At 35.0% G+C, this 17,873-nt stretch carries 13 protein-coding genes; 7 read left to right on the top strand and 6 right to left on the bottom strand.

Annotated features, from left to right (window positions below; genetic code table 11):
* The 6 genes from HJ01_RS11815 (at position 1) to HJ01_RS11790 (ending at position 9,467) form a co-directional block, all read left to right on the top strand.
* Positions 1 to 1,155 carry an amidohydrolase gene (locus HJ01_RS11815; protein ID WP_007138659.1) on the top strand — a complete coding sequence of 385 codons (1,155 nt, stop codon included), beginning with the start codon at positions 1 to 3 and terminating at the stop codon, positions 1,153 to 1,155.
* On the top strand, positions 1,088 to 2,296 hold the full coding sequence (alr, locus tag HJ01_RS11810; protein ID WP_238531087.1) for an alanine racemase: 1,209 nt from the start codon (positions 1,088 to 1,090) through the stop codon (positions 2,294 to 2,296). The genes HJ01_RS11815 and alr overlap by 68 nt, the downstream gene beginning before the upstream one ends.
* On the top strand, positions 2,296 to 3,369 hold the full coding sequence (locus tag HJ01_RS11805) for an alanine racemase (protein WP_040473883.1): 1,074 nt from the start codon (positions 2,296 to 2,298) through the stop codon (positions 3,367 to 3,369). Before alr ends, HJ01_RS11805 begins: the two co-directional genes overlap by 1 nt.
* Before the next feature lie 171 nt (positions 3,370 to 3,540).
* On the top strand, positions 3,541 to 6,537 hold the full coding sequence (locus tag HJ01_RS11800; protein WP_007138656.1) for an amidohydrolase family protein: 2,997 nt from the start codon (positions 3,541 to 3,543) through the stop codon (positions 6,535 to 6,537).
* 49 nt (positions 6,538 to 6,586) lie between these two features.
* Positions 6,587 to 7,885, top strand: a complete 1,299-nt coding sequence (locus tag HJ01_RS11795) for an amidohydrolase family protein (RefSeq protein ID WP_007138655.1) — start codon at positions 6,587 to 6,589, stop codon at positions 7,883 to 7,885.
* A gap of 277 nt (positions 7,886 to 8,162) precedes the next feature.
* Positions 8,163 to 9,467 (top strand): ammonium transporter, encoded by a 1,305-nt coding sequence (locus HJ01_RS11790; RefSeq protein WP_040473882.1) that lies wholly within the window; start codon positions 8,163 to 8,165, stop codon positions 9,465 to 9,467.
* Positions 9,468 to 9,539: 72 nt separating this feature from the next.
* Here the strand turns inward: HJ01_RS11790 and HJ01_RS11785 are convergent, their stop codons facing one another.
* From HJ01_RS11785 to HJ01_RS11775, 3 genes are read right to left on the bottom strand one after another with little or no spacing between them, the layout of a single operon-like run.
* A complete protein-coding gene (locus HJ01_RS11785) occupies positions 9,540 to 11,576 on the bottom strand; it encodes a protein-disulfide reductase DsbD family protein (RefSeq protein WP_007138653.1) in 2,037 nt (678 codons plus the stop codon).
* The gene (gene tilS, locus HJ01_RS11780) at positions 11,576 to 12,886 is read right to left on the bottom strand and encodes a tRNA lysidine(34) synthetase TilS (protein ID WP_007138652.1); all 1,311 of its coding nucleotides are present in this window, start codon (positions 12,884 to 12,886) and stop codon (positions 11,576 to 11,578) included. Before tilS ends, HJ01_RS11785 begins: the two co-directional genes overlap by 1 nt.
* A gap of 47 nt (positions 12,887 to 12,933) precedes the next feature.
* Positions 12,934 to 14,220, bottom strand: a complete 1,287-nt coding sequence (locus HJ01_RS11775; protein WP_007138651.1) for an anthranilate synthase component I family protein — start codon at positions 14,218 to 14,220, stop codon at positions 12,934 to 12,936.
* A gap of 247 nt (positions 14,221 to 14,467) precedes the next feature.
* Between HJ01_RS11775 and HJ01_RS11770 the strand changes: the two genes are divergently transcribed.
* Complete coding sequence (locus HJ01_RS11770; protein WP_007138650.1) at positions 14,468 to 14,845, top strand: DoxX family membrane protein; 378 nt, start codon at positions 14,468 to 14,470, stop codon at positions 14,843 to 14,845.
* Between the two features lie 116 nt (positions 14,846 to 14,961).
* Here the strand turns inward: HJ01_RS11770 and HJ01_RS11765 are convergent, their stop codons facing one another.
* From HJ01_RS11765 to HJ01_RS11755, 3 genes are all read right to left on the bottom strand, one after another.
* A complete protein-coding gene (locus HJ01_RS11765; RefSeq protein ID WP_007138649.1) occupies positions 14,962 to 15,495 on the bottom strand; it encodes a lipocalin family protein in 534 nt (177 codons plus the stop codon).
* A gap of 143 nt (positions 15,496 to 15,638) precedes the next feature.
* Positions 15,639 to 17,042, bottom strand: a complete 1,404-nt coding sequence (gene lpdA, locus HJ01_RS11760; RefSeq protein ID WP_007138648.1) for a dihydrolipoyl dehydrogenase — start codon at positions 17,040 to 17,042, stop codon at positions 15,639 to 15,641.
* 306 nt (positions 17,043 to 17,348) lie between these two features.
* The gene (locus tag HJ01_RS11755) at positions 17,349 to 17,807 is read right to left on the bottom strand and encodes an Lrp/AsnC family transcriptional regulator (protein WP_040473881.1); all 459 of its coding nucleotides are present in this window, start codon (positions 17,805 to 17,807) and stop codon (positions 17,349 to 17,351) included.
* Positions 17,808 to 17,873 lie beyond the last annotated feature (66 nt).

Genomic DNA, 17,873 nt, shown 5'->3' with positions numbered 1-17,873 from the left:
ATGGAAAATTTACACCAACGTATCGAATCTTTAATTCAGTTGCGTAAGGAATTACATCAACATCCTGAGGTTTCTGGAAACGAGTTGGAAACCTCTAAAAAAATAATTGCTTTTCTCGAAAAGTACACTCCTGATGAAATCATTACAGAAATAGGAGAAACTGGAATAGTTGCTATTTACAATGCGACACAAGCAGGAAAAACGATCCTGTTTAGATGCGAACTAGATGCACTGCCAATTGAAGAAATAAACACATTTGACCATCGCTCGCAAACCAATGGAGTTTCCCATAAATGCGGGCATGATGGACATATGGCTATACTATGCGGTCTAGCAGCTGAACTTTCGCAGAATAAACCAGAAACAGGAACGGTCATTTTATTGTTTCAACCAGCAGAAGAAGATGGTAGCGGAGCTCAAAAAGTATTTTCGAATCCAAAATTTGCCTTGCTTCAACCTGATTTCGTTTTTGCTTTACACAACTTACCAGGATTTCCAAAAAGTCAAATTGTTATAAAAAACGACACCTTCACTTGCGCCGTTAACAGCATCATTATAAAGCTTAACGGAGTCACTTCACATGCAGGAGAACCTGAGAAAGGGATTAATCCAGCATTAGCAATTGCTTCAATTATTAAAGAATTTGATACTATTATTCAATCTGATATTTCAAAGGACAATTATTGTCTTATAACCCCCATTTATACTGAAATGGGTAAAAAAGCCTATGGCGTTTCTGCTGGGGCTGGAGAAGTTCATTTTACAGTTAGAAGTGATAGTAATTCGCAAATGAAAAAAGTGGAAAACACTCTAGAAAAATTGGCTTTATCAATAGCAAAAGAATATAAATTAGAATGCAACATTACTTGGACACAAGGTTTTCAAGCAAATGAAAATAATAAGGAAGCAGCAGATCACATCAGAAATGCAGTAAAAACCAATAATTTTGAATTATTCGAAAAGGAAACTCCTTTTACTTGGGGTGAAGACTTTGGTCTGTTTACCCAGCAGTACCCGGGCGCTATGTTTGGCCTTGGATCTGGAATAAACACCCCTGCCCTTCACAATCCAGATTACGATTTTCCTGATGAAATCATCAGTACAGGAATTTCCGTTTTTCATCAAATCAGCAAACAAATTACGAATGCACACTAATTCAATAATAGAACTCAATCGTACGGCTTACCAAAAAAACATTGCTTTTCTAAAGACCACCTTTGGAAAAAAAGTTAGAATTTCATCTGTAGTGAAAGGCAATGCCTACGGACATGGAATAAAAGAAATTGTCAGCATGGCCTATGAAAATGGAATAACACATTTTTCTGTTTTTGACATGGAAGAAGCTAAAGCAGTAAAAGCGGAATTATTAGATAAAGTCACCATTATGGTTATGGGACTCGTTCAGGATGAGGATCTGGAATGGGCCATCACTAACGATGTCGAATTCTTTGTTTTTGAAACAGCAAGATTGACTAAGGCAGTCAAAACTGCCAAAAAATTAAACAAAAAAGCAATAGTACATATTGAAGTAGAAACTGGAATGAACCGAACGGGTTTTGAAAAAAATGAAATGAACAAGGTTATTGCTTTATTAAAAAAAGAAAAAGAATATATTTTTTTTAAAGGACTTTGCACTCACTACGCCGGAGCCGAAAGCATAGCCAACTATTACAGGGTCGATAAGCAAATAAAACGATTCGATGATATTTATCAGTACCTTTGTAAGAATGACCTGAAACCTGAAATAAAACATTCCGCCTGTTCGGCAGCATCGATCATGTTTCCTGAAACAAGAATGGATATGGTGCGTATAGGAATCATGCAATATGGCTTGTGGCCAAGTCCCGAAGTATTTGTCAACTATTTGAATACTAAAAAAAGTAAAATAGATCCTTTACATCGCGTAATCACTTGGAAAAGTAAGATTATGAGTGTGAAAAAAGTCGCCATTGGAGATTTTATAGGATACGGAACCAGTTTTCTAGCAGAACGAAAAATGAAAATTGCCGTAATACCTATTGGTTACTCTCATGGCTATAGTCGTTCCTTAAGTAATCAAGGAAGGGTCTTAATAAATGGGCATCGCTGTATCGTTGTCGGATCTGTGAATATGAATATGATGACTGTAGATGTTACAGACATTGAAATCGTAAAAAAAGACGATGAAGTAGTGCTCATAGGCTCACAAAATGAGCTTTCTGTTTCTGTTGCATCCTTTAGTGATTTTAGTAATCAACTAAATTATGAATTATTAACCCGAATATCTAAAACGATTCCACATAAAATCATTGATTAATGGCATTTATAAAATTATATAGGAAGAAACTCCAAGAGAACTATGCTTTTCTAGACCGTACTTTTAAGTCTCGTAATATTAAATGGGGGGTGGTTTCTAAATTGTTGTGTGGAAACGAAATATACTTGAAAGAAATTATAGCACTGGGAGTCAAGGAAATTCATGACTCTAGAGTAAGTAATTTAAGAAAAATAAAAGAATTAGATCCAGACAGTATTACAGTATACATAAAGCCGCCTGCAAAGCGCAGCATTCCGGATATTGTACAGTATGCTGACATCAGCTTTAACACCGAAATTTATACCATTAAAATGCTTTCCAAAGAAGCTATCAAACAAAATAAAACTCATAAAATCATCATTATGATTGAAATGGGCGACTTACGTGAAGGTGTAATGGGCGAAGAGTTGGTTGATTTTTACGGTGATATTTTGAAGTTACCTAATATTGAAATTATTGGTATTGGAACCAATCTAAATTGTTTAAGTGGTATCATGCCAACCCAAGATAAATTGATCCAATTGAGTTTATACAAACAATTGATCGAGGCCAAATTTAACATTGAAATACCATTGGTTTCCGGAGGAACTTCCGTTGCTATCCCTTTGATTTTGAAAAATGCTCGTCCAATGGCAGTCAACCATTTTAGAATAGGTGAAGCTTTATTCTTTGGCAAAGATCTCTTTACTGGAGAAACTATGGAAGGCATGCACAATGATGTATTTAAATTGTATTCAGAAATTATCGAGATTACTGAAAAGCCAGACACACCCGTTGGGGAGTTGGGAGAAAGCGGTGTTGGAACCTCATACGTACCAAGCGATTCAGATGATTTAGGAATAACATCCTTAAGGGCAATCTTAGATATTGGTCTATTGGACATGCAGCCCCAATATATAGAAGCTGAGGACAGTGATATCACTATTATTGACGCAAGTTCAGACATGCTAGTGATTGATATTTCAAGCTCGAAAAAACCTTATAAAGTAGGAGATTTAGTCTCTTTTAAAATACAGTATATGGGAGCGCTCTACCTTTTAAATTCTGATTATATAGAGAAAACGATTGGATAACATAAATTTAATTTATAGCCTAAAAGGGAAAATGAAGTCAAATTCATTCTCCCTTTTTTTATGTCTTTTTGAGACCTATAAATGTTACCAATGCACAAATGTTAAATAGCTATCTTTTTAACAATTAACTACAATGATTATCTATATTTAGCAAAAATTAACATAAACTATATGAAAAGAATCGTTACCCTCCTATTCCTATTAATTTTAATCCCAAAAATTAATGCACAAGAATATTTTCCAAATAATGAAAGTATCCAAAACAAAAACAGCAATTACACAGCTTTTATCAATGCAAAAATCATTGTAACTCCCCAACAAATTATTGATAAAGGTGTTTTACTAATCCAAAATGGAAGAGTAATTGCCGTTGGGAAAACGATAACAATTCCAAAGAATGCTGTGACAATAGACTTGGATGGAAAGTCTATATACCCCTCATTTATTGACATGTACAGTAGTTTTGGAATAGAAAAAACAAAAAAAATTGAAAGTGCGCGTCAATCGCAGGTATACGACACAAAAAAAGAAGGCTATTACTGGAACGAGCATATTAAACCAGAAGCAGATGCCTATCAAGTTTTCAGATATGACAATTCGAAAGCCGAAGAACTACTAAAGGCAGGCTTTGGAGTTGTAAATACACATATAGCAGATGGTATAGCACAAGGTACTGGAGCCTTAATTGCCTTAAACAATGAAGACCAAGGATTTCGTTTAATAGCCGATAAAGTCAGTAATCATTTTAGTTTTTTAAGAAGCGCTGCTTCAACTCAAGCCTATCCTAGTTCACTAATGGGAATGATGGCTCTGCTCCGCCAAATGTATTACGACCTTGATTGGTATAAAAAAGGGAATTCAAAAACTCTAGATTTATCATTGGAGGCCTTAAATAAAAACGAGAAATTAGTTCAAATATTTGCGTCTGAAGATAAACTGAACAGTTTGAGAGCAGCAAAAATAGCAAAGGAATTTGGTTTGAAATATATTTTAAAAGGTGCAGGAAACGAGTACCAAAGAATTGAGGAAATCAAAAAAACTGATGCCAAATTCATAATCCCAGTAAATTTTCAGGAAGCCTTTGACGTTACAAACCCATATCAAGCAAGCCAATTGGATTTTTCTGATTTATTACAATGGAATCAAGCTCCAACAAATTTAAAAGTATTGTCAGACAATGGAATAACATTTGCCTTAACTACAGATAAATTAAAGAAGACCGAAGATTTTCGAACTAATCTTTTAAAAGCGATTCAATATGGTTTTGACAAAACCAAAGCATTAGAATCTCTAACTACCATTCCAGCTTCATTATTAGGAAAAAGCAATGAAATAGGGAGTTTGAAAGAAGGTAACTATGCCAATTTTCTTATTACTTCAGGTGAAATTTTTGATAAAGAAACTACTGTTTATGAAAATTGGGTTCAGGGATCAAAATATGTAATTAATGATCGCCTTGTAAAAGACATTCGTGGAGAATATGACTTGACTTTTGCTTCGAAAACCTATAAGTGGACCATAAAAGGTGAAATAAGCGCTCCAAAATCAGAGATTAAAACAACTGATGCTACGAAATTAGATTCAAAAATTTCCATTGCAAACAATTGGCTTTCTGTAATAGTACAAACAAAAGACACTACAAAAACTAATTTTAATCGCCTGACGGCTTATATCGATAACAGTAAAAACATAACTGGAAAAGCGATTTCATTTGACGGAAGCGAATCAACCTTTACAGCGGTAAAGACCGCTGCATTCCTAAAAGAAATCGATTCGTCTAAAATAGAAAAAAATATTAAGATCCTTGCGACTACTTTTCCTGACATTGCTTTTGGTGATTTAGAAAAACCGAAACAAGAAACGTTGCTATTTAAGAATGCTACGGTCTGGACAAACGAAAAAGAAGGTGTTTTAAAGCAGACTGATGTATTAATAAAAAATGGAAAAATTGTAGCAATTGGAAATGCAATCTCTGATCCGTCAGCAACGCTAATTGATGCAAAAGGTAAACATTTAACAAGTGGTATCATTGACGAACATTCGCATATTGCGATATCTAAAGGAGTGAATGAAAGCGGTCATAATTCAAGTGCCGAAGTTACGGTCGAAGACGTGGTTAACTCAGATGATGTTAATATATACAGAGAGCTAGCTGGAGGCGTTACAACATCGCAGTTGCTTCATGGTTCTGCAAACCCAATAGGCGGGCGCTCAGCAATTGTAAAATGGAAATGGGGAGCAAGTCCAGAAGAAATGCTTTATAAAGAACAGCCCAAATTCATCAAGTTTGCATTAGGAGAAAATGTAAAACAAGCGAATTGGGGAAATATAAACCCTACTCGTTTCCCACAAACAAGAATGGGTGTAGAACAAGTTTATATCGATTACTTTCAACGTGCAAAGGAATATGATGCAGCATGGAAAACATACAACTCAGGATCAAAAAAGGATAAAACAAAAGCGCCAAGAGTTGATTTGGAACTACAAACTCTAGCTGAAATACTAAATAAGGAACGTTTTATTAGCTGTCACTCCTATGTGCAATCAGAAATTTTGATGCTAATGAACGTGGCTGAAAAATTTGGCTTTAAAGTGAATACTTTTACTCACATTCTCGAGGGATACAAAGTCGCCGACAAAATGAAAGAACACGGTGCTGGCGCCTCCACATTTTCTGATTGGTGGGCGTATAAATTTGAAGTGAACGATGCCATTCCTTACAACGGTCCAATTATGCATAATGCAGGAGTTGTGGTTGCCTACAATTCTGATGATGCAGAAATGTCAAGAAGATTGAATCAAGAAGCTGCAAAAGCGGTTAAATACGGGAATATCTCTGAAGAAGAAGCTTGGAAGTTTGTCACTTTAAATCCTGCGAAACTTTTACATATTGATGATAAAGTGGGCAGCATAAAAGTAGGGAAAGATGCTGATATTGTACTTTGGAATGACAATCCATTGTCAATCTATGCCAAAGTCGAAAAAACAATAATCGAAGGTGTTGTATATTATGACATCCAAAAAGATGAAGCCAAAAGAATAAGGATTACAAATGAGAGAAGTCAGTTAATTAGTCAAATGCTAGACGAAAAGAACAAAGGAATCAAGACTCAAGAACCAAAGAAAAAGGAAAAAACAGAATACCATTGTGATACTTTAGAACAATAATAGACCAAAAATGAAGAATCAAAATCATAAAAACATAATTCTAAATACAATGAGCAAAAACATATATATCCTATCATTGCTATTCAGCATGACATTAATTGCCCAACATGCACCCGCCAAGAAGCAATCTAAATCTATCTTGATTCTTAATGGTAGAGCACATCTAGGAAATGGGCAAGTAATCAACAATAGCGCAATTGGGTTCAAAGACGGTAAGCTAACATTAGTGGCCGATGCCACATTAATTCGATTAGCAAAAGATGCTTATGAGGAAACCATAGACGCAAGCGGAAAACAAATATATCCCGGTTTCATTGCCCCGAACTCAACATTGGGTCTCGTTGAAATTGATGCCATCAAATCATCTGATGATGAAAGTGAAATTGGAAATATGAATCCAAATGTACGCAGTATCATAGCTTATAATGCCGAGTCTAAAGTTATTGAAACTGTCAGGCCCAACGGAATACTGATGGCACAAATTACTCCTCGTGGTGGCACAATATCAGGTACATCATCAATTGTTCAGCTTGATGCTTGGAGTTGGCAAGAGGCATTAGTGAAAGAAAATGACGGTATTCATCTGAATTTTCCTTCGCCTTTTAAGAAAACAGGATGGTGGGCCGAACCTGGAGACCTGACTTTAAACAAAGACTATTCGAAACAACTCAATGAAATAACTAACTTTTTATCGAACGCGCAAGCCTATCAACTGGCTACATCAAAAGAAAGAAATGTTGTTTTAGAATCGACCAAAGGCTTATTTGATGGTTCACAGACCTTATTTATTGTTGCAAACGATGAATTGCAAATCTTTGACGCCATTAAATTAGCAAAGGGAAGTGGAATCAAAAAGATTGTAATAGTTGGCGGATTTGAAGCCTATAAAACATCCGATTTATTGAAAGCGAACAACATTGGGGTTTTATTAAGACGTGTTCATGATATGCCGCAATATGACGACCAAGATGTAGACCTCCCATACAAAATGGCCAAGATTCTGACTGACAAAGGAATAGTAGTAGGACTTGAAAATAGCGGCAGCATGGAGCGAATGAACACTCGTAACCTCCCTTTCCTTGCGGGTACCTGTGCTGCTTATGGATTAGATAAGGAGCAAGCCCTAAAATTGATTACCTCAAATACAGCCCAATTATTAGGGATTGACAGTTTTTGCGGGACACTAGAGGAAGGAAAGGATGCTACGCTTTTTATATCGGATGGAGATGCTCTAGACATGAGAACAAATAAACTCTCAAAAGCATACATACAAGGAAGGCTACTAAATTTAGAAAATCATCAGTCAAACCTAAATCAAATTTATAAGGAGAAATACAATCAAAAGTAGTACTTGAATAATTGATTAAAATGAATTGAGAAATAGACAATTTACCTTCTGGTATATTGTCTATTTTTTTTTTCGGATTGTATACAGTTTTTTTCGTTTGTAAATAATTTGTCATGCCAGAATTAGCGAATCCTTAATTTAGAATGAAAAATAAAACATACCCGTAATAAAATAGGGGTGAAAATACAAAAACAATAAAAATAGACAGCCTTACCTATATTTACACAAGGTACTTTGTATTTTTTTATATTTTTGACCGATATTAAATCTAACTACAATGAGAAAAATTATTTTAAGCGTGATACTTGTCACCCTTTTGGTCTTAACTATCTGCACAAATTTTATGTTTCCAGAAACTCCAATTCCATTGGAAGAGGTGAAATTTGATACAGGAGATACAGCATGGATGATTGTCGCTACTGCCCTAGTTCTAATAATGACACCTGGATTAGGTTTCTTTTATGGGGGAATGGTAGGAAAAAAAAATGTTATTAGTACTATGTTACAAAGTTTTATGGCAATGATTATTGTTACTATACTTTGGGTAATTATTGGATTTAGTCTGTCATTTGGAACTTCAATCGGAGGTGTGATTGGTGATCCAAGAGATTATTTCATGTTCAAAAATGTTGGGATCACAAGTGCTTGGGGCACAATTCCATTTATGCTATTTGCTTTATTTCAAGCAAAATTTGCAATAATTACTCCTGCGCTAATTACGGGTGCATTTGCCGAAAGAATCCGTTTTTGGGCATATATGTTATTTATGGTATTATTTATCCTTTTCGTTTATACCCCTCTATGTCATATGACTTGGCACGAAGATGGCATATTCTATAAAATGGGAGTATTGGATTTTGCAGGAGGAACAGTAGTTCACATGAGTGCAGGATGGGCAGCCTTAGCTGGCGCAATGTTTCTAGGAAAAAGAAAAGGTCAAAAATCAAGTCCTGCTCGTATTACATATGTATTGTTAGGAACTGGATTATTATGGTTCGGTTGGTTTGGATTTAATGCAGGTTCTGCGCTAGCTGCAAATGGTTTAGCTGCACAAGCATTAGGTACAACTACCGTAGCTGCTGCTGCTGCAGGAATGGCATGGGTTTTCTTCGATAAAATATTAGGACATAAGGTTTCGGCTATGGGAGCTTGTATTGGTACAGTTGTAGGTCTGGTTGCTATCACTCCTGCAGCAGGATTTGTAAGTATCCCTAATGCTCTTTTCATTGGTATATTCAGTAGCATTGTAAGTAATATTGTAGTAAGCAAATTTCATAAAGGAAAAATTGATGACGCTTTGGACGTCTTTGCTTGTCACGGTGTTGGTGGTATGACTGGAATGTTATTAACTGGCGTTTTCGCATCGAAAGCAATAAATCCAGCAGTTACGGACCAAGGGCTTATTTTTGGTGAAACTACTTTATTTATTAACCAACTAACTGCATTAGTAATCGTATCCGTTTTCGCATTTACAATGTCCTATTTCCTTTTCTTTATCGTGAATAAAATCACTCCACTTAGAGTAAGTGAAGACAGAGAAGAACTAGGTCTAGATATTTCTCAACACGGTGAGTTTTTATAACCATCTATTGAATCTGTTAAAAAAAAAGAGACTATCAGTGATAGCCTCTTTTTTTTTAAATCCAAATCTTATTTATTTCTTGTAATTAGCAATTCCTGCCTTTAACCAAGTCTCATATTCTTCTAATGAAACATAGCTAATCGTTGGAGCCGCTATATTTAGATTATTACCCTCTAGGTCTGTTAAAACATATAAAGGCTGCGTATTCGTTTTATATTTAGATATCATAAAGTCTGTCCACTTATCCCCTACTGTTTCAATCTCTGAACCAGTTGTTTTTGAAATAAATTGTTCGTTTTCAGGCAAATCCCGTTTATCATCTACGTACAAGGAAATAAGTACCACTTCATTGTTTAGAATAGGTAATATCTTTGGATCAGACCAAACATTATTCTCCATTTTTCTGCAATTCACACACGCATAACCTGTAAAGTCAAGCATAATGGGTTTATTGACTGATTTGGCGTAAGCCAAACCCTTCTCATAATCATCGAAAACAACTATTCCGTGTGGGCCACTTTTAGCACCGTCGGGTAATACGGCTGTTGGAGCATTTCCCCCAGAACCACCTACGCCAGAAGGACTTTCGCTATACTCAACAGAAGGTGGAAAAGCGTTAATTAATTTTAAAGGCGCTCCCCAAAGTCCCGGGATTAAATAAATGGTAAAACTTAATACAAGCAGTCCCATAAGCAATCTTCCAACCGAAAGATGAGTCAGCGGACTATCATGAGGTAGAGTTATTTTGCCAAATAAATAAAAGGCTAATGTTCCAAAAATAGCAATCCAAATTGCTAAGAAAACTTCTCTTTCCAGTAAATGTAGCTGCAAAACTAAATCAGCATTCGATAAGAATTTGAATGCCAAGGCCAATTCAAGGAAACCTAGTACCACCTTAACTGTATTCAACCATCCACCTGATTTTGGTAAAGAATGTAACCATCCCGGAAACATGGCAAAAAGCATAAATGGTAAGGCTAATGCCAATGAAAAACCAAACATCCCTATAATAGGCGCTATTCCTCCTTTTGAAGCTGCTTCAACTAATAAAGTTCCTACAATAGGTCCTGTACAAGAAAAGGATACAATCGCCAAAGCCAAAGCCATGAACAATATTCCAATCATACCTCCTCTATCTGCCTGATTGTCCACTTTATTTGCCCAAGAATTCGGAAGCATAATTTCGAAAGCTCCTAAAAAAGAAGCTGCAAAAACAACTAATAAAACAAAAAATATTAAATTAAACCAAACATTAGTAGACAAGGCATTCAATGCATCAGCACCAAAAACCCAGGTTACCACAAAGCCTAACATTACATAAATAACGATAATGGCTATACCATAAATAACAGCATTTCTAATTCCCTTCGCTCTACTTTTACTTTGTTTGGTAAAAAAACTTACGGTCATAGGAATCATAGGGAAAACGCAAGGTGTCAATAATGCCGCAAATCCAGAAAGAAAAGCGATAAAAAAGATGGACCATAAACCTCTTTTCGAATTAGACTTTGCAGCTTCAACTGTTGCTTTTTCAGGGGCAGCTTCCATAATATTACTCCCCCCAAGGCTTGGAGCTAGCGAATCTACTGTTGTTGAACCTACCGTTTCGACTATTTCAACGTTTGTTTTTTGTATGTCAACAACGCTACTTACGATTGCATCAGCAGGAATTGAAAAAGTGAATTTTTTCTCTAAATTGATACAAACCTCCTTACAAACTTGATAGTTTAATTCGGCTTCAATTTTTGCCGTTGTCGCGTTTGTCACATGAACTATCTGCTGAATTTGAACTTTCCTTTCAAAAAAAGTTTCATAGACTTCAAAAATATCATTGTAAGCCGTTTTTGTTTTACTCTCTTTAGCTTTGCCAATAAGATTAAAATTGCCTTTTTGATTTTTAAATAAAACTTCCAGTGCTAAAGGCCCGCCATCAGGAGTAAATTGGGAATACATATGCCAATCTTTTTCGATATCTCCGTTAAATGTCAGAATGTAAGTGTTGTCAGATTTCTTTTCAATTTTAGTGGTCCATTTTACAGGATCCAATATTTGAGAATTTACATTGGCAAAAGCCAAGAATGCAAGTAGTCCAAAAATAATTTTCTTCATTATTCCAATTGTATTTTTAATATGTTTTGTGTGCTTTCTCTTATTCTAAATCGTTCGTCTTGTCTGATTCCCACAACCCAAACAATGGTTTCGCCAGACCATAAAATCCAAACATTTTCTTTTTCGATCAATGATAATTTTTCGTCTTTAAAAAGCTTACTCACTTTCTTAGATTTACCTTCCATTCCAAAAGGCTGAAAATAATCCCCTTCTCTCCAACGACTTAATACCAAAGGAAATTCCAGTTTATTTTCATCAACAAATATAGCGGTATTTGAAGCAACGGAAATGTCAGATACCTTACAAAACGAAAGATTTAAGGGAATATTAACTTTCTTTGTGTCCTCAGTAATAAAATAGTCACGTACCTCTATTTCAGTATTTATTGGACATAATATTAAGAAATCCCTGTCTTTCAACAATCGAAAGTTAGGCGAAAAAACTTGCTTTCCACTTTGACTATTAACTAAATCATATACATCATCCCAGGCTGAAAACCCAAACTCATTCAGCCACTGGTATAAATACGACCTATAATTAGGTAGTTTTTTCAATTGATTTAAATCGAAACGTATTTCGTCTTGCTCCTGCTTTGCCACCTGCTGATATACCATAATCGAGGCGTCTTCGACCATTTGCTGCGATTCCTGCAGGAAAGACTGCGTCTTTTGAAAAGAAGAAATGAATTGTGGATTAAGCTCTTTCAATAACGGAACCAAATCGTGACGAATTTTATTTCGAAGATATTTATCTGATGCATTGCTGCTGTCTTCCCTCCACTTAATACCATTCTCATTGGCATAGTTTGCAATTTCCTCGCGAGAAAAAGGCAATAGCGGCCGGATTATCTTATCATTTTGCTCTGGAATTCCAACTAAGCCCTCTAGTCCAGTACCTCTACTTAAATTAATTAAAAAAGTTTCTATGTTATCATCAGCATGATGGCCAGTGAGAATATAGTCATAATTTTCAGTTTCTAAAAGTTCGTAAAACCAGTTATAGCGCAAATCACGAGCCGCTACTTGAGTAGAAAGCTTATAATCTTTAGCAAAAGCATCCGTGTCAAATTGCGTTACAAAAATTGGTATCTCATTTGCTTCAGCGTAATCCTGAACAAAATTCTGATCGCCAAAACTTTCCATTCCTCTTAACTGAAAATTACAATGAACAAGTGCGACATCATATTTCAGTTTGTAAAATAAATGAGCCATAATCATACTATCCAGGCCACCACTTGTTGCCAGCAATAGCTTTTTGTTTTCTAAAAAAGGGAAGTTATGTGCAATATGATTCTTGAGTTTATCTAGCATTCTTCAAAAATAAAGATTAAAATCTGAAATAGATTTATGAATTTCACTTATTCCAAAACTTCTCGCATCGCTTTTGCTTTAAGCAAACATTCCTCATATTCTTTTTCGGGAAATGATAGCGATGTTATGGCGCTACCCACAGAAAACGACAGATAGTTTCTTTCCTGATTGTACAAAATACTTCGGATAACTACATTAAAATCGAAGTCGCCATCTGGAGTAAAGTAACCAACTGCACCGCTGTACAAACCTCGTTTACTCTCTTCAAGTTCTTCAATGATTTTCATCGCTGAAATCTTAGGTGCACCCGTCATACTTCCCATCGGGAAAGTGGTCTTGATTGCATCTATAACTGCATATTGAGGGTCTAATTTTGACGTAATCGTTGAAATCATCTGATGCACCTGCATAAAGGAGTAAATACCACACAACTCTGGTACTTGAACAGAACCTTTTTGTGCCGTATGAGACAAGTCGTTTCGAACCAAGTCGGTAATCATAATATTTTCTGCACGTTCTTTTGGGTCTGATACCAATTGATTTTTTGACTTTTCATCCTCAACTGGATCAGAAAACCGTTTTGCTGTTCCTTTAATAGGTTGCGAGAGAAGTATATCTCCTTGCTTTTTTAAATAACGCTCAGGGGATGCACAAAGCAAAAAATGATTGTTATTTTTAAAAAAAACTGAAAATGGAGGTTGTGAAATTTTATTAAGCCTCTGAAATTTATCAAATGGGTCTATTTTCACATTTTCGGCATAAAATTCCATGCAAAAATTAGCCTCATACAAATCACCCTGCTGTATGTGGCTAAGCATTTTTGACACTTTTTCGAGATAGCTACTTTCGGAAATGCGTTGACGTATCGTTATACTATCTACTATTTCCAATTTCGATTCTTGTTTTTTTGTAATCTCATCAAAGTCATCTTCAAGTTCATCGTCACACATATTGAGATATTTAATTTCAAGTTGATCTCCTTTCAACAAAAATATCTTCTTGGGCTGAAAGAAAAATAAATCCGGAAAATCCAAACCATCAAAATTGCCGGATTGCAGTAACTCAACATCATTTTTTAAATCATACGATAAGTAACCAAAAATCCAATCTTTAGTAGTTTGTTGGTATTGTTTTAAATCTTCAAAAGCATTGTGGGAATCTGTTTTTATAGAAGTAAATGCATCTACCGCCATCATACAATCATAATTTGAATAGTGCTGAGGATAATCATTACTGTCCAAAAAAATAATTTCACGGAATTGTTTTGACCAGCCCAAAAGTTGCTTTTTTAACAATTTAGGGTCTGAAATGTGCTTGTGAATTGAAGTTCTCAAAAAGGATCTGTTTTTAAAATCCAAAATTACGATAAAAAAACACCTTTAATATCTCCTTATAAGAAAAATCAGCCGATATTTTTCGTAAATTTACAATAACATGCTGTCTCTAAAGCATTTCAATAGATTAAAGCAAAGACATAGTGTTTCTAATAAAAGGGGTAGCATTGGGAACTATTTAATAGGAATGAAAGTGAATTTCCAGAATATTACATTTTAGTCGTGTAACCCATAAAACCTATATACTATGAAAATCGCAACCATTATTGTTCGAACACTCCTAGGTCTTTTGTTTCTTTATACCTCTATCAGTTACTTTTTACATCTTAATCCAGAAGCAGCCTCTACTGGTGAATTTAAAGCTTTCCAACTTGGGCTAGTAGCCTCTACTTATTTATTTCCTTTGGCAAAATCGGTAGAATTTTTATGCGGATTATCATTTGTCACTGGGAAATTTACAACATTAGCAAACCTTGTCATTTTCCCTGTAACCTTAAATATTCTATTAATCAACTATTTCTTGACACCTGACAACTTGCCGTTGGCCATATTTGTATTTATAGGGAATCTATTTTTAATATTTACCCACTGGGAAAACTATAAAGGATTATTTAAAATGGATTAAGTCCTTTTAAAAAAGCATATCAAAAAAGAAATCCGCTACAGGAGCGGGTTTCTTTTTTGGTGTGAAAAATCGGGTTTATTTAAAAATCGATTTTCAATTCCAATCCTTATTTTGAATTATTTATTATGTTCTACCCAGATTAAGTCGGCAGTATTGTACCCAATATCTTGTGCTTTTTTCAAATAATCATCTTTAATTTCTTCTGGAATTGATGCTTCTCGAGATAAAATCCATAAATATTCAAGGCTTGCTCCCGCAATCAAAGCATATTTATAATCTTTATCAATAGCAATAACATTATAACCACTATAAAAAGGGCCAAAGAAAGACACTTTTAACATGGCTACCTTTTCATCACCTACAAACTTGGCTTTACCAATACTTTGCTTCCATTCCTTCTTTTTATAATCATAACCTTTGTTATCCACTTTAATCATCCCATTGTCTTTGATGGAATATTGTGCAGTAGTATTATTTAAATCTCTTTCATATTTAAAATCTAACCTAGCAATTTCATACCATTTACCTAAATATTTTTCTTTATCGAAATGATCAACTGCTTTTGCTTTTTCTGGAATGGTTTTGCTTGAGCAAGAATTAAGAAGAACACCTACTAAAACTAACCCACCTAATAAATATCTCTTTTTCATCCTTTTTGTTTTTAACAAAGATAATAACGAATCGCAACTAATTATTTATATAATTCAAGTTGAAGATTACAAAATTAATTTTTTGTCCCAAAAAAAAACCGTCAAATAAATTTGACGGTTTTTTTAGTATAAATTATGTAACACTAAACGTGTATTGCTCTGTTTTCAGTAGCTGCTAATGCGGCTTCTTTTATTGCTTCTGCGAATGTAGGGTGTGCGTGTGACATTCTTGCGATGTCTTCAGCAGAAGATTTGAATTCCATTGCAACAACTGCTTCAGCAATTAAATCAGCTGTTCTAGCTCCAATCATGTGAACTCCAAGAACCTCATCCGTTTTTGCGTCAGCAAGGATTTTTACAAAACCATCTAAATCCCCACTCGCTCTAGCGCGACCTAATGCTTTGAAAGGAAAGCTTCCAACTTTATACTCTACTCCAGAAGCTTTTAACTGCTCTTCAGTTTGTCCTACTGCAGCCACTTCTGGCCAAGTATAAACAACACCTGGAATCAAGTTATAATCAATATGTGGTTTTTGTCCAGCTAAGATTTCCGCAACCATAGTTCCTTCTTCTTCCGCTTTGTGAGCTAACATAGCTCCACGAACTACATCACCAATTGCGTAGATATTTGGAATATTAGTTTGTAAATGATCATTTACTTCTACTTGTCCTCTATCTGATATTTTTACGCCTGCTTTGTCTGCATTTAATCCATCAGTATAAGGACGACGTCCTACAGATACAAGAGAATAGTCTCCTTCTAGCGTTATAGTTTCTCCTTTTGCATTATCTGCCTGAACAACTATACCTTCACCATTTCTTTCAACGGACTTCACCTTATGAGAAACGTAGAACTTCATTCCTTGTTTCTTTAAAACTTTTGTCAATTCTTTAGATAAAGAAGCGTCCATTCCTGGGATAATTCTGTCCATATATTCCACCACAGAAACCTGAGCTCCCAGACGTAAATACACTTGACCTAATTCAATTCCAATCACACCACCACCAATAATAACGAGGTGCTTAGGTACTTCTTTTAATTTTAACGCTTCAGTAGAAGTGATAATTCTTTCTTTATCAATTTTGATAAAAGGCAAAGAAGATGGTTTAGAACCTGTTGCAATAATGATGTTTTTTGCTTCTACAGTTTCAGATGTTCCGTCTGCTTTTGCAACAGCAACATGAGTCGCATCAACAAAAGATCCCAAACCTTCCAGAACTGTAATTTTATTTTTATCCATCAAATACTTAACTCCACCTGATGTTTGGTCAACAACTGCTTGTTTACGAGCAACCATTTTCTCCAAATTTACTTTTACTTCACCTGAAACTTCAATTCCATGATCTGCAAAATGAGCTATTTCAGCATAATGATGCGAAGATGCTAACATGGCTTTTGAAGGAATACATCCTACATTAAGACAAGTTCCACCTAGAGTTGAATATTTTTCGATAATTGCTGTTTTGAGACCTAGTTGCGCACAACGAATTGCTGCTACATATCCTCCTGGACCAGAACCAATAATGACTACGTCAAATGAACTCATAGTATATTTTATTTTGTGTTTATAGTTTGTTGTTGCTGATCTGTTAAAAATCAAGAACAAAGATTTTCTGATGCAAAAATAATAATTTAAAATGCGAATCCGATGTATATTGGTTAATTAATACTTATTATTTAGGCTTTTTTGTATGATTTCTCGAAGAATGAAAAACAGAATGAACAATTACCTCATCTTTAAAAATTTCGAAGATAATGACAAATAGAAATTTAATTAGTGCTAATTATCCGAAGTATGGCTTTTCTTTATTGCAAATAATTCGGGGTTTGTAATGCCGCAGCAACTAATATATTATAAAGGAACAACTGTTGTGTTTTTAACTTCGCTAATCATAAAGGTGCTTTGAGTACTACCTATGTGTTGCAGTGTGGTCAGCTTACTTACCAAAAACTGCCTGTAGGCTTCCATGTCCTTTACTACTATTTTCAGGATGTAATCATAATCACCACTTACGTGAAAGCATTCTAACACCTCAGTAAGTTTGACGACTTCACTTTCAAACTTGGTCAGAAATTCCTGAGAGTGCTGTATGAGCTTCAAATGACAAAATACGACAAAGCCCTTCTCCACTTTCGACTTGTTTAGTAAGGCTACATATTGATCTATAACTCCCTCTCGTTCCAGTTTCTTTACGCGTTCATAGACCGCAGTGACCGAAAGGTTCAGTTTTAACGAAAGTTCCTTCGTTGTCTTTTTACTATCTGTTTGCAGTAACAACAGCAATTTTTTATCTATTGAGTCCAATGTCATTTTGTGATTTTTTTGGTAAAAGCCATAAAGTTTAAATAAAAATAGATAAAAAATCTACAACAACCC

Source organism: Flavobacterium frigoris PS1 (assembly GCF_000252125.1).
In the GTDB taxonomy this organism is placed as follows: Bacteria; Bacteroidota; Bacteroidia; order Flavobacteriales; family Flavobacteriaceae; genus Flavobacterium; species Flavobacterium frigoris_A.
Note: the sequence above shows the minus strand (reverse complement) of the source record. Positions and strands in the feature narration are given on the sequence as shown.